We start from the raw sequence: 21,205 nt of genomic DNA, 5'->3' as shown, positions 1-21,205 counted from the left end.
CACCAGCCGGGCGATGAGGCGCCTCCGCCCCCTAATCGTTGAATCTTTGAACTACTGAAGGGTTGGAGCCACGTGCTCGACGTCAATTTCTTCGACCAGCTTCGTATCGGCCTGGCCACCGCGGACTCGATCCGCGCGTGGAGCCACGGTGAGGTGAAGAAGCCGGAGACGATCAACTACCGCACGCTCAAGCCGGAGCGCGACGGTCTGTTCTGCGAGAAGATCTTCGGTCCCACCCGGGACTGGGAGTGCTACTGCGGCAAGTACAAGCGGGTCCGCTTCAAGGGCATCATCTGCGAGCGCTGCGGCGTCGAGGTGACCCGGTCCAAGGTCCGCCGCGAGCGGATGGGCCACATCGAGCTGGCCGCCCCGGTGACGCACATCTGGTACTTCAAGGGTGTGCCCAGCCGGCTGGGCTACCTGCTCGACCTCGCCCCGAAGGACCTGGAGAAGGTCATCTACTTCGCGGCGTACATGATCACCCACGTCGACGAGGACGCCCGTCACCGCGACCTGTCCGACCTCGAGGGCAAGATCTCCCTGCAGCGCCAGAGCCTGGAGTCGCGCCGCGACACCCAGCTGGAGGAGCGGACCAAGAAGCTCGAGGCCGACCTGGCCGAGCTCGAGGCCGAGGGGGCCAAGGCCGACGCGCGCCGCAAGGTCCGCGACGGTGCCGAGCGTGAGATGAAGCAGGTCCGCGACCGCGCCCAGCGTGAGCTGGACCGGCTCGAGGAGGTCTGGGAGACCTTCAAGTCGCTGAAGGTCCAGGACCTGATGGGCGACGAGCAGCTCTACCGCGAGATGAAGTCGTGGTTCGGCAAGTACTTCGAGGGCCACATGGGCGCCACGGCGATCCAGAAGCGCCTCGAGACCTTCGACATCGACGCCGAGGTCGACAACCTCCGCGACATCATCGACAACGGCAAGGGCCAGAAGAAGGTCCGCGCGCTGAAGCGGCTCAAGGTCGTCGACGCGTTCTACCGCACCGGCAACTCGCCGATGGGCATGGTCCTCGACGCCGTCCCGGTGATCCCGCCGGACCTGCGGCCGATGGTGCAGCTCGACGGTGGCCGGTTCGCCACCTCCGACCTGAACGACCTCTACCGCCGGGTGATCAACCGGAACAACCGCCTCAAGCGGCTGCTCGACCTCGGTGCGCCCGAGATCATCGTCAACAACGAGAAGCGGATGCTCCAGGAGGCCGTCGACTCGCTGTTCGACAACGGTCGTCGTGGTCGTCCGGTCACCGGCCCGGGCAACCGGCCGCTGAAGTCGCTGTCCGACATGCTCAAGGGCAAGCAGGGTCGCTTCCGTCAGAACCTGCTCGGCAAGCGCGTCGACTACTCCGGTCGTTCGGTGATCGTGTCCGGCCCGCAGCTGAAGCTGCACCAGTGCGGTCTGCCGAAGTACATGGCGATCGAGCTGTTCAAGCCGTTCGTGATGAAGCGGCTGGTCGACCTGTCCCACGCGCAGAACATCAAGTCCGCCAAGCGGATGGTGGAGCGCGCCGTGCGCCCCGAGGTCTGGGACGTGCTCGAGGAGGTCATCGCCGAGCACCCGGTGCTGCTCAACCGCGCGCCGACGCTGCACCGCCTGGGCATCCAGGCCTTCGAGCCGCAGCTGATCGAGGGCAAGGCCATCCAGATCCACCCGCTCGTCTGCTCGGCGTTCAACGCCGACTTCGACGGTGACCAGATGGCGGTGCACCTGCCGCTGTCCGCCGAGGCCCAGGCCGAGGCACGGATCCTGATGCTGTCGACGAACAACATCCTCAAGCCCTCGGACGGGCGTCCGGTCACCATGCCGACCCAGGACATGATCATCGGTCTGTTCTTCTTGACGACCGACCGCTCCGGTCAGGGCGAGGGACGCGAGTTCGCGTCCACCGCCGAGGCGATCATGGCCTTCGACCGCGACGAGATCAGCCTGCAGAGCAAGGTGACCATCCACCTCGAGGACGTCGTGCCCCCGGTGGGTCACGTCCTCCCCGAGGGCTGGGAGCAGGGTCAGCCCCTGCGCCTGGAGACCACCCTCGGCCGGGCGCTGTTCAACGAGACCCTGCCCGCGGACTACCCCTTCGTGAACTTCGAGGTGGGCAAGAAGCAGCTGGGCGTCATCGTCAACGACCTCGCCGAGCGCTACTCCAAGGTCGAGGTGGCCAACTCGCTCGACGCGCTGAAGGAGGCAGGCTTCCGCTGGGCGACCCAGTCCGGGGTCACCGTCTCCATCGAGGACGTCGTCACGCCCGACTCGAAGCCGGAGATCCTCGGCCGCTACGAGGACCAGGCCGCCAAGGTCCAGGTCCAGTACGACAACGGCCTGATCACCGACGACGAGCGTCGCCAGGAGCTCATCGAGATCTGGAACCAGGCCTCGGACGAGGTGGCCCGCGCGATGGAGGCCAACTTCGACCGTGCCAACCCGATCTTCATGATGGTCGACTCGGGTGCGTCCGGGAACATGATGCAGATGCGTCAGGTCGCCGCGATGCGTGGTCTGGTGGCCAACCCGAAGGGCGAGATCATCCCGCGGCCGATCAAGGCGAACTTCCGCGAGGGTCTGTCCGTGCTGGAGTACTTCATCTCCACCCACGGTGCCCGGAAGGGTCTGGCGGACACCGCGCTGCGGACCGCCGACTCGGGGTACCTGACCCGGCGACTCGTCGACGTCTCCCAGGACGTGATCATCCGCGAGGACGACTGCGGCACCGAGCGCGGCCTGCCCAAGCGGATCGGTGTCAAGGACGTCGACGGCGCGGTCATCAAGGACGAGAACGCCGAGACCGCGGCGTACGCCCGCTCGGCGGCGGTCGAGGTGCTGCACCCGGAGACCGGCGACGTGCTCGCCGTGGCCGGCGAGGACCTCGGCGACGTCAAGATCGACGAGCTCGTCGCGGCCGGGATCGAGGAGGTCAAGGTGCGCTCCGTGCTCACCTGCGACGCTCGTACCGGCACCTGCGCGAAGTGCTACGGCCGTTCGCTGGCCACCGGCAAGCTGGTCGACATCGGTGAGGCCGTCGGCATCATCGCGGCCCAGTCCATCGGCGAGCCCGGCACGCAGCTGACGATGCGTACCTTCCACACCGGTGGTGTGGCCTCCGCGGACGACATCACGCAGGGTCTGCCCCGCGTGGTCGAGCTCTTCGAGGCCCGCCAGCCCAAGGGCAAGGCGCCGATCACCGAGGACGCCGGCCGGGTCGAGATCGAGGACACCGACCGGACCCGGAAGGTGCTGATCACGCCCGACGACGGCTCGGAGGTCAAGGAGTACCCCGTCTCCAAGCGGTCTCGTCTGCTGGTCGCCGACGGCGACCACGTCGAGGTCGGCGACCGGCTCACCCAGGGTGCGCCGGACCCGCAGGACGTGCTGCGCATCCTCGGCGTGCGCAAGGCCCAGGAGTTCCTCGTCGACGAGGTGCAGGCGGTCTACCGCAACCAGGGCGTGTCGATCCACGACAAGCACATCGAGATCATCGTGCGGCAGATGCTGCGCCGGATCACGGTGATCGAGTCCGGTGAGACCCGTCTGCTGCCCTCCGACCTGGTGGACCGCGTCCGCTACGAGGAGGAGAACCGTCGGGTGGTCGCCGAGGGCGGCAAGCCTGCCTCCGGTCGTCCGGTGCTGATGGGCATCACCAAGGCGTCGCTGGCCACCGAGTCGTGGCTCTCGGCCGCCTCCTTCCAGGAGACGACCCGAGTGCTCACCGATGCGGCGATCAACGCCAAGTCGGACTCGCTGCGCGGGCTGAAGGAGAATGTCATCATCGGCAAGCTGATCCCCGCGGGGACCGGCCTGGACCGCTACAGCAACGTGCGTGTGGAGCCGACCGAGGAGGCCCGTGCGGCCGCCTACCAGGTCGCCGACTACGCGGCGTACGGCGACGACTACTTCGGCAACGGCCAGACCGTGGCCCTCGAGGACTTCGACTTCGGGTCGTACCAGAACTGAGCCTGCGAAGTTCTGTAGTACGACCCGGATCGAGCGCACCAGCTTCCGGGCGAGCTTGCGAGCCCGGTCGCTGGTGCAGTCGAGATCCACGAGACGGTGCCAGTTCAGCCTGAAACGTGCTGAGCGCCGAGCTCGCGAGCCCGGTCGCTGGTGCAGTCGAGATCCACGAGACGGTGCCAGGCCGGCCCGGAGTGGGCTGACCTGCGAGCGCCGAGCTTGCGAGGCGGGTCGCTGGTGCAGTCCAGATCCACCTGACGGTGCCAGGCCGAGCCCTGGGGGCTGAGCCCGACCGCTGAGTCGCCATGACGAGACGCACCCGCCCACCGGGCGGGTGCGTCTCGTCGTACCACGGCACCCCGGCCGGCCGTGACCGTTGACACAGCGCCCACCCCCCGCGTTGGCTGCCTCCCATGAGCGAGCCGAGCGACGAGAACCCCGAGACCGAGGACGCGAGCGAGGACCAGGACAGCGGCGGGAGCACGGGGGTCGGCGCCGTACCGGACGCCGAGGACGTCGACGCCGAGGCCATCGAGGAGGAGCGCGAGCGACGGCTGGACCCGGAGAACCGACCGGAGAACGTCGAGATCGACAACACGCAGCGCGACTTCGACTCCGAGAAGGGGATGTTCGAGGACTCCGAGGGCTACGACGAGGCCGAGGCCAAGTTCGACGACGACGCGATGTGAGCACGTCGGCCCGGCGCTGTCCGGGCCGGTCGCCGACCGCTGGCGCGCACTGCGAGGATGGGGCGGTGACGGCGTCCGAGGGTGCGAGCGACCTGCGCACCGACGTCCTCGTGGTCGGCGCCGGCCCCGCGGGCTCCGCTGCGGCGATCTGGGCCGCGCGTGCCGGGCTCGACGTGGTCCTGGCCGACGCGGCGGTGTTCCCGCGGGACAAGACCTGCGGCGACGGACTCACGCCGCGGGCGGTCGCGGAGCTGAGCCGGCTGGGTCTCGAGGACTGGCTGCGCGCTCGGACGACCAGTGTGGGTCTGCGGGCCCACGGGTTCGGCCAGACGCTGCACCTGCGCTGGCCCGGTGGCTCGCTGCCCGACTGGGGCTCGGCGGTCCCACGTACGGAGCTGGACGCGCACCTGCGGGCTGCGGCGATCGCGGCAGGTGCGCGGCCGGTCGACGGTGCGCGCGCGGTCGACGTGCGTCGTGAGGGCGACCGGGTCGCCGCCGTCGTCTTCCGCGGCCCGGACCGCGAGACGTACGAGATCGCCTGCGACCGTCTCGTGGTCGCCGACGGGGTGCGCTCGGGGCTGGGCAAGGTGCTCGGCCGCACGTGGCACCGGGACACGGTGTACGGCGTCGCCGGCCGCTCGTACCTGCGCTCGGAGCGTGCCGCCGACCCGTGGATCAGCTCGCACCTGGAGCTGCGCGGCGAGGACGGCGAGATCCTCTCCGGCTACGGCTGGATCTTCCCGCTCGGCGACGGCGAGGGAGAGCGCAGCGGGATGGTCAACCTCGGGGTCGGCACGCTGGCCACCGCCAAGCGGCCGGCCGAGGTGGCGCTGCGCCCGTTGATGGCGTACTACGCCGAGCAGCGGCGCGAGGAGTTCGCTCTCGAGGGGGACCTGCAGGCGCCGACCTCGGCACTGCTGCCGATGGGCGGCGCGGTCAGCGGTGTGGCCGGGCCGAACTGGGTGCTCGTCGGTGACGCGGCGGGGTGCGTGAACCCCCTCAACGGCGAGGGCATCGACTACGGCCTGGAGACCGGCCGCTGGGCCGCGGAGCTGCTCGCCGGCGACTCCGGCTCGTACGACGCCGCCTGGCCGGCGCTGCTGCGTGAGCACTACGCCGAGTCGTTCTCCATCGCCAGGCGCCTTGCCGGGCTGGTGACGGTGCCCCGGCTGCTGCCGGCGCTGGGGCCTGCGGGCATGCGCTCGACCTGGCTGATGACCCTGGCGCTGCGCTGGATGGGCAACCTCGTCACCGACGAGGACCGCGACGCGGCCGCGCGCGTGTGGCGGTGGGCCGGGCGTCGTTCGGTGGCCGTCGACCACCGACCGCCGTTCGCGTGAGCGTGGCCACGACCGAGCCCGTCTACCGGCTCGCCAACGGCCTGGGCCGTGCGGCCCTCCGGCTGCTCGACCTCGACCTCCGGATCCACGGCACCGAGCAGCTGCCGACCTCGGGTCCGGTGGTCCTGGCGGCCACCCACGTCTCCTTCCTGGACTTCGTCGTCCTGGAGAAGGCGGCGATCGACCGAGGGCGCCGGGTCCGCTTCCTCACCCAGGTGCAGGCCTGGCGCCACCCGGTGGTCGGGTGGGCGATGGACCGGATGCGGCACGTGCCCGTCGATCGCGCGGCACCGGCCGCCGCGTACCTCACCGCGCGGCGCCTGCTGCGCGAGGGCGAGGCGGTCGGAGTCTTCCCCGAGGCGGGCATCTCTCACGCGTTCACGGTCCGTGCGCTCATGCCCGGGGCGGTGGCGCTGGCTCGCGAGACCGGCGCGCCGCTGGTGCCGGCGGCGGTGTGGGGGCCGCAGCAGGTCACCAGCGTCGGCGACCCGACACGCCGTCCGGACCTCTCCCGGGGGCGGGCGGCCGACGTCTGGATCGGTCCTGCGCTGGACCCGGCTCGCCTGACCGACGTCGAGGAGGGCACCGACCTGCTGGGCCACACGCTCACGCGGATGCTCGAGACGCTGCAACGACTACCGCGGCACCGGCCCCGGCCCGGCGAGCAGGACGACCGCTACCCGCGCCACCTCGGCGGGTACGCCCCCGACGTACGACGCGGGCGGGAGCTGGACGACCTGCCGTTCAGCGCCCGATGCCCGTCCTGGGGACCACCGAGTGACGGCGCAGCCGCTCCAGCTCGCTCGAGGGAGTCGCGTGGTCCAGGCGGTCCAGCGAGCCGACCGGGTCCACGACGTGGTTCAGGCGGGCGGCCACCTTCGGCTGGCTGAGCAGCACCGCGACGCCGAAGGACGTCAGGCTGGTCAGCAGGAGTGCCGCCGGCACGTGGTCGCCGGCCCAGCCCGGGAAGCCGGTCAGGGCGACGCTCTTCACCGCGAAGCCGTGGAAGAGGTAGACCACCAGCGAGGCGGCACCGAGCACCGAGAACCAGGTGCGCCGGGTCGGTACCAGCGCGAGGAAGGACGCCGCGCCGAGCAGGCCGACGACGAGCAGGAGCGCTCGGACACCGACGCCGACGGCGGGGGAGACGCCGAGCTCGGCGTACGGCGTGCGGTAGTAGAGCCACTCGGTCGGCACCGCGCTCGTCAGCGGGACCGCGAGGAGCAGCACCACGAGGAAGATCCCCCCGGCGGCGCGCGCGACCCGGTGCCGGAGGAGGGCGAGGTGCTCGCGGCGCAAGGTCAGGCCGAGCACGAAGAACGGCAGCAGGCCGAGCGTGCGGGAGATGTCGAGGGTGTCCGAGGGCGCGATGATGCCGCCGACCAGGCTGATCACCAGCGCGGTGCCCAGGGCGGCGGCCGCGGGCATCCGGGTGAACACCGGGGTGGCCAGGCGCCAGAAGAACAGTGCGGCGAGGTACCACATCGGCCAGTGCGGGTTGATCCAGAGCTTCTCCAGGTCCTCCCCGCCGACCTGGGTCCGGAACAGCGCGAGCAGTCCCTCGAAGAGGACGTACGGCACGACGACGGTGGTGAACAGCGAGCGCAGACGCTTCGGGCTCCAGGTCATCGACCGGGAGAGGTAGCCGGTGACCAGGACGAACGCCGGGACGTGCCAGGCGTACAGGAACCGGTAGACCCACGAGACCGTGCTGTCGCTCGGCACCAGCGTCCAGCTGTGACCGACGACGACCAGCGCGACCAGCAGGAACTTCGCGTTGTCGAAGAACGGGTCGCGAGACGGCTTCGCCGGCGCCTCGGCGGCCGACTGCGCGGGGGTACGAGTCGTCGTCGCGGACGGCGCCGGGAGGGTCGTCGTAGGCATTTCGGCGACGCTAGCAACGCTCGCTGAGAACTTCCTGGCCCTGCGGTGTGAGGTCCCTCTCGGCGCTCGCGCTCCCCGGCGGCCTACGTTGGCGGCCATGGACGAGACGATCTTCACCTACGGCGCACCCCATCTGAAGTTCGGCGCGGGAGCCAGCGACGAGGTCGGCTACGACCTCTCGACCTTCGCCTCGGACGTACGCCGGGTGCTGGTGGTCACCGACCCCGGCGTGGCCGCCACCGGACACCCGCAGCGCATCGCCGAGCAGATGGCGGCGTACGACATCGAGGCGGTGGTCTTCGACCGCGCGCACGTCGAGCCGACGGACGAGTCGCTGGTCGAGGCGGTGGAGTGGGCGCGCGAGCACGGGCCGTGGGACGGCTTCGTCGCGGTCGGCGGCGGGTCGGCGATCGACACCGCGAAGGCGGTCAACCTGCTGAGCACGAACGAGGGCGACCTGCTCGACTACGTCAACGCGCCCGTCGGGAGGGCACGCACCCCTGAGAGGCCGCTGCTGCCGTTCGTCGCGGTGCCGACCACCACCGGCACCGGCAGCGAGTCGACGACCGTCTGCGTGCTCGACGTCCTCTCGCAGCACGTGAAGACAGGGATCTCGCACCCGCGGCTGCGCCCGCAGCTCGCCGTGGTCGACCCGGCGCTGACCCTCACGCAGCCGGCCGGCGTGACGGCGGCGTCGGGCATGGACATCCTGTGCCACGCGCTGGAGAGCTACACCGCGCGGCCCTACACCGACTACGAGCGCAAGCGGCCCGAGCAGCGGGTGCCGTACTGCGGCGCCAACCCGATCTCCGACGCGTGGGCGGAGCGGGCGATGGGCCTGCTGGCCTCGTCGTTCCGGACCGCGGTCCTCCACGGCGACGACGTCGAGGCCCGTGGGCACATGGCCCTGGCGGCGACGGTGGCGGGCATGGGATTCGGCAACGCCGGCGTGCACATCCCGCACGCGAACGCGTACCCGATCGCCGGCCGGGTGCGCGACTTCCACCCGGACGGCTACCCCGCCGACGAGGCGATGGTGCCGCACGGGATGGCGGTGTCGCTGACCGCGCCCGAGGCCTTCCGGTTCACCTTCGAGGCCTCGCCCGAGCGGCACCTGCGCGCCGCCTCGCTCCTCGCGCCGGCCGGCTCGTACGAGGACGGGCCGGACACCCTGCCCCGGGTGCTCATCGACCTGATGGCCGACATCGGCATCCCGAGCGGGCTCGGCGCCGTCGGCTACGCCGAGGCCGACGTCGACGACCTGGTCGCCGGCACGATGCAGCAGCAGCGCCTGCTGGCCACGGCTCCGCGCGAGGTCACCGAGGACGACGTCGCCGGCATCCTCACGCGGTCGATGGAGCTGTGGTGACCCGGGCGCCGCGGCACCGCGCGGCGTCGGGGTCGCCGTACGAGGACCGCATCGGGTTCAGCCGAGCCGTGCGAGTGGGCGACCGCATCCACGTCAGCGGTACGGCGCCGGTGTGGCCGGACGGCTCCGTCGACCCGGACCCGGCGGTGCAGGCGCGCCGCTGCTTCGAGATCGCACTCGCCGCCTTGACCGACCTGGGCGGGACGGCGGCCGACGTCGTGCGCACCCGGCAGTACGTCGTCGACGCCGCCGAGGCCGACGCCGTCGGAGGGGTCCACGGCGAGGTCTTCGCCGACGTACGCCCCGCCTCGACGATGGTCGTCGTCGCCGCGCTGCTGGACCCCCGGTGGCGCTACGAGGTCGAGCTGGAGGCTGAGCTGGATCCTGTGCTCGATCCCGGGCTCGGTCCCGAGTAGCCGCAGGGGTGCGCGGTCGCGCGCTCGCGGCTGGGAGGATGGGGGAGTGACCGTCGCTCCCGCCACCCCACGCGATGTCGTCGAGACACTGCGCGCTCACGGCGTCGGCGACGTCGACCACTCGACGCTGGCGAAGGCGCTGTACTCCACCGACGCCTCGCTCTACCGGGTCCCGCCGCAGGTCGTGGTGCGCCCGCGCGAGGAGGCCGAGCTCCTGGCGGCGCTCGCGGCGGCCCGGGAGACCGCCACACCCGTGACGATGCGCGGGTCGGGCACCTCGATCGCCGGCAACGCGATCGGTCCCGGCGTCGTGGTCGACACCCGCAAGCACCTCGCCGGGATCACCGTGCACCCCGACCGGGAGAGCGCGACCGTGCAGCCCGGCGTCGTGCACGCCGACCTGCAGCGCGCGGCGGCGCCGCACGGGCTGCGCTTCGGTCCGGACCCCTCGACGCACACCCGCTGCACCATCGGCGGGATGATCGGCAACAACGCCTGCGGCTCGCGCGCGCTGGGGTACGGGCGTACCTCCGACAACGTGCTCGGCATGCGGGTGGCCCTCGCCGACGGCACCGTGCTCGACACCCGTGACGGCCATGCCGGCCTGCAGGACCTCGTCGACGCCCACCTCGGGCTGGTGCGCACGGAGTTCGGCCGCTTCGGCCGGCAGGTGTCCGGCTACTCCTTCGAGCACCTGCTGCCCGAGAAGGGGCGCGACCTCGGCCGCTTCCTGACCGGCACCGAGGGGACGCTCGCGGTCGTGCTCGACGCCGAGGTGCGCCTGGTCCGCGACGCCCCGGGCCGCGCGCTGGCGGTGCTCGGCTACCCCGACATGTTCGAGGCCGCCGACGCCGTGCCCGCCCTGCTCGCCGGCCACCGCCTGGTCGCGTGCGAGGGGCTGGACCGGCGGATCACCGACGTCGTGGCCCGCTTCGGCGGCGCCGTGCCGCCGCTGCCCGAGGGATCGGGGTGGCTGTTCGCCGAGGTGACCGCGGACAGCGCGGGCGAGGCCGAGGCGCTGGCCCGCGCGGTCGCCGCGGACGCCGGGGTGCCGCACCGCATCGTGACCGACGCGGCCGAGCAGGCCACGCTGTGGCGGATCCGCGAGGACGGTGCCGGGCTGGCCGCGCGCACCCTCCCCAGCCAGGCCAAGTCCGGCTGGGAGGACGCGGCGGTGCCGCCCGAGCGGCTCGGTGCGTACCTCCGCGACTTCCAGGCGCTGCTCGACGCCCACGGCCTGGACGCGGCGCCGTACGGCCACTTCGGCGACGGCTGCGTCCACGCCCGGATCGACTTCCGCCTCGACGACGCCTCCGGCCAGCAGCGCTTCCGCGAGGTGATCGAGGCGTCCGCTGACCTCGTCGCGTCGTACGGCGGCTCGATGTCCGGCGAGCACGGTGACGGTCGCGCGCGGTCGGAGCTGCTGGGCCGGATGTACTCCGCCGAGGCGATCGCGCTGATGGGGCAGGCCAAGCGCGTGCTCGACCCGACCGACCTGCTCAACCCGGGCGTGCTGGTCCGACCGTCGCCGTTCGACGCCGATCTGCGCGACCGCGGCCGGCACGGCGCCCCGATCCGTACGACCCTGCGTCTGCTGGAGGACGGCGGGTCGTTCTCCGACGCCGTCCACCGCTGCACCGGCGTGGGCAAGTGCACCGCGAACAACACGGGCTCGGGGCAGGTGATGTGCCCCTCCTACCTCGCCTCGGGCGACGAGAAGGACTCCACCCGCGGTCGCTCCCGCGTGCTGCAGGAGGTGGCCAACGGGTCGCTGGTCGACGGCTTCGCCGACGATGCCGTCGCCGAGGCGCTGGACCTGTGCCTGGCCTGCAAGGGCTGCGCGCGAGACTGTCCGACCGGCATCGACATGGCGACGTACAAGTCCGAGGCGCTGCACCAGCGCTACCGGCGTCGCCTGCGGCCGCGCTCGCACTACGCACTGGGCCAGCTGCCGCGCTGGGCGCGGATGGCGCCCCCGCGGCTGGCCAACGCGGCCATGCGCTCGGGCCTGCTCGGCCGCGTGGCCAAGGCGGCCGCCGGCGTCGACCAGCGCCGGTCGCTGCCCACCTTCTCCGAGCGGCCCTGGAGCCGCGACGCCGCGGCGGCGGCCAGAACGCCGGACGTCTGGCTGTGGGCCGACTCCTTCACCGACCGCTTCGCCGCCGACGCCGGCCGGGCGGCCGTCGGTCTCCTCGAGGCCGGCGGGCTGCGGGTCGGCCTGGTCGAGGGGAAGGCCTGCTGCGGGCTGACCTGGATCACCACGGGCCAGCTCGGCGCGGCACGGCGGATCATCGGCCAGGCCGTCGAGACGCTGCACCCGTACGTCGCCTCCGGCGTCCCGGTCGTCGGGCTCGAGCCGAGCTGCCTGGCCACCCTGCGCTCGGACGCCGTCGAGCTGGTCGAGGACCCGCGTGCGATCGAGGTGGCCGAGGGCATGCGGTCGCTGGCGGAGTTCCTGAGCGGTGCGGAGGGCTGGAGCGGACCCGACCTGACCGGTGTCGAGATCGTGGCCCAGCCGCACTGCCACCACCACGCGGTGATCGGGTGGGACACCGACCAGCGGCTGCTGGAGTCGCTGGGCGCCAGCGTCACCCGGGTCGGTGGCTGCTGCGGTCTCGCCGGCAACTTCGGGGTCGAGGTCGGGCACTACGAGACGTCGGTGGCTGTCGCCGAGACCGCGCTGATGCCGGCGGTCCGGGCTGCGGGGACGGACACGGTGCTGCTGGCGGACGGCTTCTCGTGCCGTACGCAGCTGGCCGATCTTGCGCCCGGTCGGCGTGTGGTCACGCTGGCGGAGCTGCTGCGCGAGAGGCTCGTCCGATGAGTGGTGCGGTCGAGGAGGAGCAGCAGAGCGCGGCGGTCGGCGACCGACGTCGGCTCCGCGCCCCCCTGGTCCTCGCGATCGGGCTCTGCCTGGTCACGGCGGTGCTCGGCGGGCTGCTGCTCGCCTCGGTCGTGACGATCGCCGACCGGGTCCTCACCGGCTCCTTCACCATGCTGCCGGACTCGGGGATGCCGGCCCGCTCGCGACAGCCCGTACCGCTGGCTCCGCTGTGGCTGCGGATCTCCGGGGTCATCCTCGCCGTCGACGTCGTCGCCAGCCTGGTGCCCTTGTTCCTGCTGCGGCTCGACCGCCGCTTCGCCGCCCTGTCCGGGCTCACCCAGGGACTCGCCGCGTGGCTGATCGGCTCGGCACTCGGTGTGCTGCTGCTGATCGTGGTGGGCCTGCTCTCCTGAACGACGGGCCCGCCGCACGTGCGCCGGAAGCGATTTTGCCGCGCCTGCGGGCCACGGGTAGTCTCGTACCACGTTCCGGTTGATCCGGACGCTCGTGCGCGCCCGCACCACGACCGACTCGTGGAGCCACGTCGCGAGTTGCGTTGGGCACCTCGACGTCGCCGCCCCAAGCAGCGACAGCGAGTTCCCACGACCACACCGCCTCGGCAGCGTGCCCCGGCGTGAGAGCGAAACAGAGAAAGGGAACCACCAGGTGCCCACCATCAACCAGCTGGTCCGCAAGGGCCGCCAGGACAAGGTGTCGAAGAACAAGACGCCTGCCCTGAAGGGATCCCCGCAGCGCCGCGGCGTCTGCACCAGGGTCTACACGACGACCCCGAAGAAGCCGAACTCCGCCCTGCGCAAGGTCGCCCGTGTGCGCCTGTCCAGCGGCGTCGAGGTCACGGCGTACATCCCGGGCGTCGGTCACAACCTCCAGGAGCACTCGATCGTGCTCGTGCGCGGCGGCCGGGTGAAGGACCTCCCGGGTGTCCGCTACAAGATCATCCGCGGCTCGCTGGACACGCAGGGCGTGAAGAACCGCAAGCAGGCCCGCAGCCGCTACGGCGCCAAGAAGGAGAAGAGCTGACATGCCGCGCAAGGGACCCGCTCCTCGGCGGCCTATCGACGTCGACCCGGTCTACGGCTCGCAGCTGGTCTCCCAGCTGGTGAGCAAGGTGCTGATCGACGGCAAGAAGCAGGTCGCCCAGCGCATCGTGTACTCCGCGCTCGAGGGCTGCCGCGAGAAGACCGCCACCGACCCGGTCGTGACGCTCAAGCGCGCGCTGGACAACGTGAAGCCCGCGCTGGAGGTCAAGAGCCGCCGCGTCGGCGGTGCGACCTACCAGGTGCCGATCGAGGTCAAGGGCACGCGAGGCACGACGCTCGCGCTGCGCTGGCTCGTCGGCTACGCCCAGGACCGCCGCGAGAAGACCATGTCCGAGCGGCTGATGAACGAGATCCTCGACGCCTCCAACGGCCTCGGTGCCGCGGTGAAGCGTCGCGAGGACACCCACAAGATGGCCGAGTCGAACAAGGCCTTCGCGCACTACCGCTGGTAACGCTGGTTCAGGTCGCCTGCGGTCACCGCTCGTGGTTCTCCGCCGCGGTGGCCCAGGCGCCTCGCCGTGGTCACCAGCACGTGACTCAACCTGAACCGCACCACCGCAACCCACAAGACCAAGGAAGCTGGACACAGTGGCTGTCGACATCACCACCGACCTGAAGGTCGTCCGCAACATCGGCATCATGGCGCACATCGACGCCGGCAAGACCACCACGACCGAGCGGATCCTGTTCTACACCGGTATCTCCTACAAGATCGGTGAGGTCCACGACGGCGCGGCCGTCATGGACTGGATGGAGCAGGAGCAGGAGCGCGGCATCACCATCACCTCCGCCGCGACCACCTGCTGGTGGAAGGACCACCAGATCAACATCATCGACACCCCCGGGCACGTCGACTTCACCGCCGAGGTCGAGCGCTCGCTGCGCGTCCTCGACGGCTCCGTCGCCGTCTTCGACGGGGTCGCCGGCGTGGAGCCGCAGACGATGACGGTCTGGCGCCAGGCCAACAAGTACTCCGTCCCCCGGATGTGCTTCGTCAACAAGCTCGACCGCACGGGCGCGGACTTCTTCCGCTGCGTCGACATGATGGTCGAGCGACTGAACTCCACGCCGCTGGTGCTGCAGCTGCCGATCGGTGCCGAGGGCGACTTCCTCGGGGTCGTGGACCTGGTGGGCATGCGCGCGCTGACCTGGCGCGGGGAGACCACCATGGGCGAGGACTACTCGGTCGAGGAGATCCCGGCCGAGCTCGCCGACCAGGCCGCCGAGTACCGCGAGAAGCTGCTCGAGACGCTCGCCGACGCCGACGACGCGGTGATGGAGAAGTACCTCGAGGGCGAGGAGCTCTCGGTCGAGGAGATCGAGGCCGCGATCCGGCGGGCGACCCTGGCCGACAAGCTCAACCCGGTGCTGTGCGGCACCGCGTTCAAGAACAAGGGCGTCCAGCCCCTGCTCGACGCGGTCGTGAAGTACCTCCCCTCGCCGATCGACGTGGAGGGCATCGTCGGCCACGCGGTCAACGACGAGGACGAGGAGATCATCCGCAAGCCCTCCGACGACGAGCCGTTCTCCGGCCTCGCGTACAAGATCGCCTCGGACCCGCACCTGGGCCAGCTGGTCTACGTCCGGGTGTACTCCGGGATCCTGGAGTCCGGCGGCAACGTGCTGAACTCCGTGACCGGTCGCAAGGAGCGGATCGGCAAGGTCTACCAGATGCACTCCAACAAGCGTGAGGAGATCGCGTCGGTCGGCGCGGGCCAGATCGTGGCGGTGCAGGGCCTGAAGGACACCAAGACCGGGCACACGCTGTGCGCGCAGAACGCACCGGTGATCCTGGAGTCGATGACCTTCCCGGCGCCGGTGATCGAGGTCGCCATCGAGCCCAAGTCGAAGGCGGACCAGCAGAAGCTCGGCGACGCGATCCAGCGGCTGACCGGCGAGGACCCGACCTTCACGGTCAAGACCGACGAGGAGACCGGCCAGACGATCATCGCCGGCATGGGCGAGCTCCACCTCGAGGTCTTCGTCGACCGGATGAAGCGTGAGTTCAAGGTCGAGGCGACCGTCGGCAAGCCGCAGGTGGCCTACCGCGAGACGATCCGCCGCGCGGTGGAGAACCACTCGTACACCCACAAGAAGCAGACCGGTGGGTCCGGCCAGTTCGCGAAGGTGGTCATCTCGATCGCGCCGAGCGTCGACGAGGAGACCGGCGGCGGCGCCGGGTACGAGTTCGTCAACAACGTGACCGGTGGTCGCGTGCCGCGCGAGTACATCCCCTCGGTCGACCAGGGCGCCCAGGAGGCCATGGAGTTCGGTGTTCTCGCCGGCTACCCGATGGTCGACGTGAAGGTGGCGCTCGAGGACGGCGCGTACCACGACGTCGACTCCTCGGAGCTCGCGTTCAAGATCGCCGGCAACCAGGCCTTCAAGGAGGCCGTCCGCCAGGCCAAGCCGGTCCTGCTGGAGCCGATGTTCGCCGTCGAGGTGACCACCCCGGAGAGCTTCCTGGGCACGGTCATCGGTGACATCAACTCCCGCCGTGGCCAGATCCGGTCGCAGGAGGACCGTCACGGTGACATGGTCATCGACGCCCTCGTGCCGCTGTCGGAGATGTTCGGGTACGTTGGCGACCTGAGGTCGAAGACCTCCGGCCAGGCGTCGTACTCGATGGAGTTCGACTCGTACGCCGAGGTTCCGCAGAGCGTCGCCGACGAGATCATCAAGAAGGCGCGCGGCGAGTAGCCTCCCGCGAGTCACCAGCGCAACCGCGCACACCCAGGCACACCCGAGTCAGAGAACAGATAACAGGAGGAGCCCCCAGTGGCTAAGGCGAAGTTCGAGCGGAGCAAGCCGCACATCAACATCGGGACGATCGGTCACATCGACCACGGCAAGACCACCCTGACGGCAGCGATCTCCAAGGTCCTGCACGACCAGGACCCGGTCGGCAACCCGAACACCGAGGCGTTCGACATGATCGACAAGGCCCCGGAGGAGCGCCAGCGCGGCATCACGATCTCGATCGCCCACATCGAGTACCAGACCGAGAACCGGCACTACGCCCACGTGGACTGCCCCGGTCACGCGGACTACATCAAGAACATGATCACCGGTGCGGCGCAGATGGACGGCGCCATCCTGGTGGTCGCCGCGACCGACGGTCCGATGCCGCAGACCCGTGAGCACGTGCTGCTCGCCCGTCAGGTCGGCGTGCCGGCGCTGGTCGTCGCGCTGAACAAGTGCGACATGGTCGACGACGAGGAGCTCATCGAGCTCGTCGAGATGGAGGTGCGCGAGCTCCTCTCCGAGTACGACTTCCCCGGCGACGACGTGCCGGTCGTCCAGGTGGCGGCCTTCCCGGCGCTCAACGGCGACGAGAAGTGGGGCAACTCGGTCCTCGAGCTGATGGCTGCGGTCGACGAGTCGATCCCGACGCCGGAGCGCGACACCGACAAGCCGTTCCTCATGCCCGTCGAGGACGTCTTCACGATCACCGGTCGCGGCACCGTCATCACCGGCCGCATCGAGCGCGGTGTCGTCAAGGTCAACGAGACCGTCGACATCATCGGCATCCGCGACACCAAGCAGACCTCGACGGTCACCGGTATCGAGATGTTCCGCAAGCTCCTCGACGAGGGCCAGGCCGGCGAGAACGTCGGGCTCCTGCTCCGCGGCACCAAGCGCGAGGACGTCGAGCGCGGCATGGTCGTGATCAAGCCGGGCACCACCACCCCGCACACGAACTTCGACGCGTCGGTCTACATCCTCTCCAAGGAGGAGGGCGGCCGTCACACGCCGTTCTTCAACAACTACCGGCCGCAGTTCTACTTCCGGACCACCGACGTGACCGGCGTCGTGACCCTTCCCGAGGGCACCGAGATGGTCATGCCGGGCGACAACACCGAGATGGCCGTCGAGCTGATCCAGCCCGTCGCCATGGAGGACGGTCTGAAGTTCGCGATCCGTGAGGGTGGCCGCACCGTCGGCGCCGGCCGGGTCACCAACATCACCAAGTGAGCGCACTGGCGAGTGCAGCCCGGGTCTGACCCGGTCCGCTCGCAGCGAAGGCCCCGCCCATCCGGGCGGGGCCTTCGTCGCGTTCCGACGGCCGAGGAGGCCCCGTGAGTGAGCAGGCCCGACCGGCGAGGCCGCACGTCCGGCTGACCGAGGACGGTCGACGGGTGCGGGAGGTGCTGTCGTACTCCCGGCGCGGCGCGCGCCTGACCGAGCGCGAGCAGGACGCCTGGGACCGGCTGTCGCGGTCCTGGGTCGTACCGGACGATGCGGTCGACCAGCCGGGGTTCGACCTGTGGTCGTGGTACGACCGGGACGCGCCCCTCGTGGTCGAGATCGGTTCCGGTGTCGGTGAGGCTCTGGTCGGTCTGGCCGGGGCCCGACCGGAGGTGAACGTCCTCGCGTTCGAGGTGTGGCGCCCGGGGGTCGCCGGCGCGCTGTGGCGCCTCGAGGAGGCCGGCGTCGGCAACGTCCGGCTGATCGGGGTGGACGCGGTCTGGTCGTTGGCCCACCTCTTCGCGCCCGGCTCGGTCGAGGAGGTCTGGACGTTCTTCCCGGACCCGTGGCCGAAGACGCGCCACCACAAGCGGCGCCTGGTGCAGCCGGCGTTCGCCCGCTCCGTGGCGACGGCGCTGCGCCCGGGAGGCTCGTGGCGCCTGGCGACGGACTGGGCGTCGTACGCCGAGCAGATGCGCGAGGTCCTGGACGCCGAGCCGCTGCTCGAGGGCGGTGTCGTACCTCGCTGGGAGGCCCGGCCGCTGACCCGCTTCGAGCGCCGTGGGGTCGAGGCGGGGCGAGGGATCGTCGACCTGAGCTACCGCCGGACGACGGCCGGGGGTTCCGGAAAATTGTGACGTAACCTACTGTGACGCCGGACGTTAATCACCAGTAACAACGGTCGACTCGGGCGTCGAACAGGGGAGAGCACGACATGACAGCACTGCGTGGAGGGATGTGCGCCACGGCCGCCGCCCTCACCATCGGACTCGGCGTTCTCGCCGCCTCCCCGGCGCTGGCCGCCGACGAGGTCGGTCACGGACAGGCCTCGGCGCTCAACGTCGGTATCGCCGGCATGAGCAACTCGGTCAGCGGGCAGTACGCCGCCAGCAACGACGGCGCCAAGCAGACCGAGTCGGGCAGCAAGAATCCTGCGCTCCGGGTTCTGGGCAGCCAATCGCTGATCAGCCAGGGCACGCTCGCCCAGGACGCCACCACCTCCGTCGCCGGCAGGGTGGTCTCCTCGGCCGCGTGCGCCGGTCTGTCCGGCGAGGGTGCGACCCTCGCTGCGGTCGGCTCGTCCGACTCCTGCTTCGCCTCCACCGACACGGTGTCGCTGAACTCGGGGGCGCTGGACACCTTCAAGAACTTCGACCCCTTCACCGGGATCATCGCCAACGGCCAGCTGACCGACACCTTTGTCAACGCGTTCCCGGCCGCGCTGCGCGACGCGATCCGCGGCGCCAGCGCGCAGATCTCGAACACCCTGGTGGCCGCGCTCCAGCAGGTGCTCGACGCGATCGGCAACCCGTCGCTGATCGTCGGCGCCGACGCCATCGAGGGCCAGTGCACCGCGACGCGGGGCGCGACGACGGCCGACGCGAACCTGGTCGACGCCGGGCTGACCCTGGACTTCGGCGCCAACTCCCCGGTCGACCCGATCACGGTCGCCCTGCCGGTCGACCCGAAGCCGAACCAGAAGGTCGTCACCGACCTCAGCGCGCTCACCACCGCGATCACCGACGGTCTGACGACCTCGCTGACCAACCAGAGCGGTCCCCTCGCGCAGCTGCTCGGGCCGCTCGGTGTGGCCCTGGGGAACCTGGCCGACACGCTGAACCCGATCATCGGGCAGATCAGCGACCAGCTCGGCCCGATCGAGGACAACATCCTCGACATCACGCTGAACAAGCAGACCAAGACCGGAGACAGCCAGATCCACGAGACGGCACTCGACGCGCAGGTGCTCCCCGCGGCGGCGGCCGCGACCGGCTCCTCGCTCGCCTCGATCCAGGTCGGCGACGTCGACTGCCTCGGTGGCACCTTCACCCCGGCCGTCAACCCGCCCGGCGACGGCGGGAACGGCGGCAACGGCGGCAGCAACGTGCCGACCTCGGTCGACGCCGGCCTGGCCGGTGACCCGACCATCCCGACCGGCGTGATGGTCGCGCTCGGCGCGCTGTTCCTCGTCGCCGCCGGCGGCGTGGGCGTGCGTCAGGTGAAGCTGCACCACGGCAAGGACTGAGAGTCGTGGCCCGGAAGGCGGGCCTGCTCGGGCCCGCCCGACAGGCCACCCTGCTCGAGACGATCGTGGTCATCGTGGCCCTCAGCATCGCGGGGGTCGGGCTGATCTACCCCAGCCCGCAGCCGCCCACGCCGGTCAAGCTGATCGGTGCGCCGACCGGCGACGTGCTGCAGGTGCCGTCGCTGAAGGTCCAGGCGCCGCTGGTCTCGGTGAAGATGAGCAAGGACGCCCAGCTCGACCCGCCACGCAACCCGCGTCAGGTCGGCTACTGGAGCGGCAGCTCGGCGCCGGGCGCCCTGACCGGCCAGACGCTGGTCACCGGGCACACGGTGCACACCGGCGGCGGGGCGCTGGACAAGCTCGGCACGGTCAAGGTCGGCCAGCCGGTCGTGATCTTCCGGAAGTACTCCGGCCAGGTGCAGCGCACGAAGTACCGCATCACGTCGGTGAAGACGTACTCCAAGAAGCAGATCGCCACCCAGGCGCCGACGCTGTTCGGGCAGGACCGTGGCAAGGGTCGGCTGCTGCTCATCACCTGCACCGGGTGGGACGGGCAGGAGTACCACGGCAACACGCTGGTCACCGCCAAGCGGCTCGGCACCGAGGTGGCGGCGCTGCGTGCCTGAGGGCGCCTGATCCGACGACGCGTCAGCGGCCGGTCAGGCGACGGCGTACCGCCGCCTCGCGGTGCAGGCGCTCCTCGTCGCGCCGGCGTCGCTCGGCCTGGACGGCGGCCAGCAGCGCGAACGGCGCCGTGCCCGATGGTGGCGCGGGGCTGACGAGCGGGTGCACCTCCTGGGCCAGACGGGTGAGGAGTCCCTCGCGGGCCGCAGGGGAGAGCCCCGACCCGCGCGAGAGGAGCTGACGTACCGAGACCGCCAGCCGGTCCGGCAGCGGGGCGATGTCGGCCGTACGCGCCCAGGCGGCGAGCTCCGGTGGCATCGGGACCGGCGGGGTGAGGACGAGCGCGAGCCGGTCGCGGACGACGTACGTCCCGGCGACGTGGTCGCCCAGCCGCTGGCCGCGCGGGCTGACGAGAGCGCTGATCACGGCCGGCACCCCGCTCAGCACCCAGATCTCGACCACACCCAGCAGCGACCGGACGACCGCGTGCTGGAAGGAGATCGGACCGCCGTCCGAGCGGGAGGTGCGCAGGCCGACCGCGAGCTTGCCGACCGACCGGCCGCGGGTCACGGTCTCCACGGCGGTCGGCAGCACCACGAGCACGACCACGAGGGTGAGGACCGAGCCGACGCCGAGGAGCGCCTCGTCCGAGGCCAGGGCGCCGGTCAGCAGGAAGCCCGCGAGGAGGAGGACGACGGACAGCACGACGTCGATCAGGCCGGAGAGCAGCCGCAGGGGGACCGACGCGGCGGGCAGCTCGAGGGTGACGGCCTCGCCGGTGACCAGCTGGTCGGCGTCCAGGCCGGCGTAGATGTCTGCCACCCCAGTCACGGTATCGG

General features: G+C 71.0%; 16 protein-coding genes and 1 pseudogene. 15 read left to right on the top strand and 2 right to left on the bottom strand.

Going from position 1 to position 21,205, the window contains the following annotated elements; all coding sequences use genetic code 11:
* Positions 1–72: 72 nt before the first annotated feature.
* The 4 genes and pseudogenes from IEX42_RS08190 to IEX42_RS18250 form a co-directional block, all read left to right on the top strand.
* Complete coding sequence (locus IEX42_RS08190; RefSeq protein WP_188779338.1) at positions 73–3,948, top strand: DNA-directed RNA polymerase subunit beta'; 3,876 nt, start codon at positions 73–75, stop codon at positions 3,946–3,948.
* Positions 3,949–4,358: 410 nt separating this feature from the next.
* Entirely contained in the window at positions 4,359–4,634 is a 276-nt protein-coding gene (locus IEX42_RS08185) for a hypothetical protein (RefSeq protein ID WP_188779337.1), read from the top strand.
* Positions 4,635–4,699: 65 nt separating this feature from the next.
* Positions 4,700–5,974: a geranylgeranyl reductase family protein gene (locus tag IEX42_RS08180; protein ID WP_229660709.1), complete on the top strand. Its 1,275-nt coding sequence runs from the start codon at positions 4,700–4,702 to the stop codon at positions 5,972–5,974.
* A pseudogene (locus tag IEX42_RS18250) lies at positions 5,917–6,420 on the top strand (lysophospholipid acyltransferase family protein); the annotation flags it as partial. The gene IEX42_RS08180 and the pseudogene IEX42_RS18250, both read left to right, overlap by 58 nt.
* A gap of 298 nt (positions 6,421–6,718) precedes the next feature.
* On the opposite strand, the gene IEX42_RS08175 reads toward IEX42_RS18250, so the two are convergent.
* Positions 6,719–7,858, bottom strand: coding sequence for an acyltransferase family protein (locus IEX42_RS08175; RefSeq protein WP_188779336.1), 1,140 nt, complete (start codon positions 7,856–7,858; stop codon positions 6,719–6,721).
* A gap of 97 nt (positions 7,859–7,955) precedes the next feature.
* On the opposite strand from IEX42_RS08175, the gene IEX42_RS08170 reads away from it, so the two are divergent.
* From IEX42_RS08170 to IEX42_RS08120, 11 genes are all read left to right on the top strand, one after another.
* Positions 7,956–9,227: a hydroxyacid-oxoacid transhydrogenase gene (locus IEX42_RS08170; RefSeq protein ID WP_188779335.1), complete on the top strand. Its 1,272-nt coding sequence runs from the start codon at positions 7,956–7,958 to the stop codon at positions 9,225–9,227.
* The gene (locus tag IEX42_RS08165; RefSeq protein ID WP_188779334.1) at positions 9,224–9,643 is read left to right on the top strand and encodes a RidA family protein; all 420 of its coding nucleotides are present in this window, start codon (positions 9,224–9,226) and stop codon (positions 9,641–9,643) included. Before IEX42_RS08170 ends, IEX42_RS08165 begins: the two co-directional genes overlap by 4 nt.
* A 46-nt stretch (positions 9,644–9,689) precedes the next feature.
* Positions 9,690–12,467 (top strand): FAD-binding and (Fe-S)-binding domain-containing protein, encoded by a 2,778-nt coding sequence (locus tag IEX42_RS08160; protein ID WP_188779333.1) that lies wholly within the window; start codon positions 9,690–9,692, stop codon positions 12,465–12,467.
* Positions 12,464–12,880, top strand: a complete 417-nt coding sequence (locus IEX42_RS08155) for a hypothetical protein (protein WP_188779332.1) — start codon at positions 12,464–12,466, stop codon at positions 12,878–12,880. The genes IEX42_RS08160 and IEX42_RS08155 overlap by 4 nt, the downstream gene beginning before the upstream one ends.
* A gap of 253 nt (positions 12,881–13,133) precedes the next feature.
* Entirely contained in the window at positions 13,134–13,508 is a 375-nt protein-coding gene (gene rpsL, locus IEX42_RS08150) for a 30S ribosomal protein S12 (RefSeq protein WP_179517431.1), read from the top strand.
* Position 13,509: 1 nt separating this feature from the next.
* Complete coding sequence (gene rpsG, locus IEX42_RS08145; protein WP_188779331.1) at positions 13,510–13,980, top strand: 30S ribosomal protein S7; 471 nt, start codon at positions 13,510–13,512, stop codon at positions 13,978–13,980.
* A gap of 136 nt (positions 13,981–14,116) precedes the next feature.
* Positions 14,117–16,228, top strand: coding sequence for an elongation factor G (gene fusA / locus IEX42_RS08140; RefSeq protein ID WP_188779330.1), 2,112 nt, complete (start codon positions 14,117–14,119; stop codon positions 16,226–16,228).
* A 78-nt stretch (positions 16,229–16,306) separates the two neighbouring features.
* Positions 16,307–17,503, top strand: coding sequence for an elongation factor Tu (tuf, locus tag IEX42_RS08135; RefSeq protein ID WP_188779329.1), 1,197 nt, complete (start codon positions 16,307–16,309; stop codon positions 17,501–17,503).
* 104 nt (positions 17,504–17,607) lie between these two features.
* The gene (trmB, locus tag IEX42_RS08130; protein WP_188779328.1) at positions 17,608–18,354 is read left to right on the top strand and encodes a tRNA (guanosine(46)-N7)-methyltransferase TrmB; all 747 of its coding nucleotides are present in this window, start codon (positions 17,608–17,610) and stop codon (positions 18,352–18,354) included.
* A gap of 77 nt (positions 18,355–18,431) precedes the next feature.
* Complete coding sequence (locus IEX42_RS08125; protein ID WP_188779327.1) at positions 18,432–19,742, top strand: hypothetical protein; 1,311 nt, start codon at positions 18,432–18,434, stop codon at positions 19,740–19,742.
* A gap of 5 nt (positions 19,743–19,747) precedes the next feature.
* On the top strand, positions 19,748–20,368 hold the full coding sequence (locus IEX42_RS08120; RefSeq protein WP_188779326.1) for a class F sortase: 621 nt from the start codon (positions 19,748–19,750) through the stop codon (positions 20,366–20,368).
* Between the two features lie 22 nt (positions 20,369–20,390).
* Here IEX42_RS08120 and IEX42_RS08115 read toward each other — a convergent pair whose 3' ends face one another.
* A complete protein-coding gene (locus IEX42_RS08115) occupies positions 20,391–21,188 on the bottom strand; it encodes an RDD family protein (RefSeq protein WP_188779325.1) in 798 nt (265 codons plus the stop codon).
* Positions 21,189–21,205 lie beyond the last annotated feature (17 nt).

Source organism: Marmoricola endophyticus, assembly GCF_014644415.1.
Classification (GTDB): domain Bacteria; phylum Actinomycetota; class Actinomycetes; order Propionibacteriales; family Nocardioidaceae; genus Marmoricola; species Marmoricola endophyticus.
This window is presented reverse-complemented; position numbering and strand designations above follow the sequence as displayed.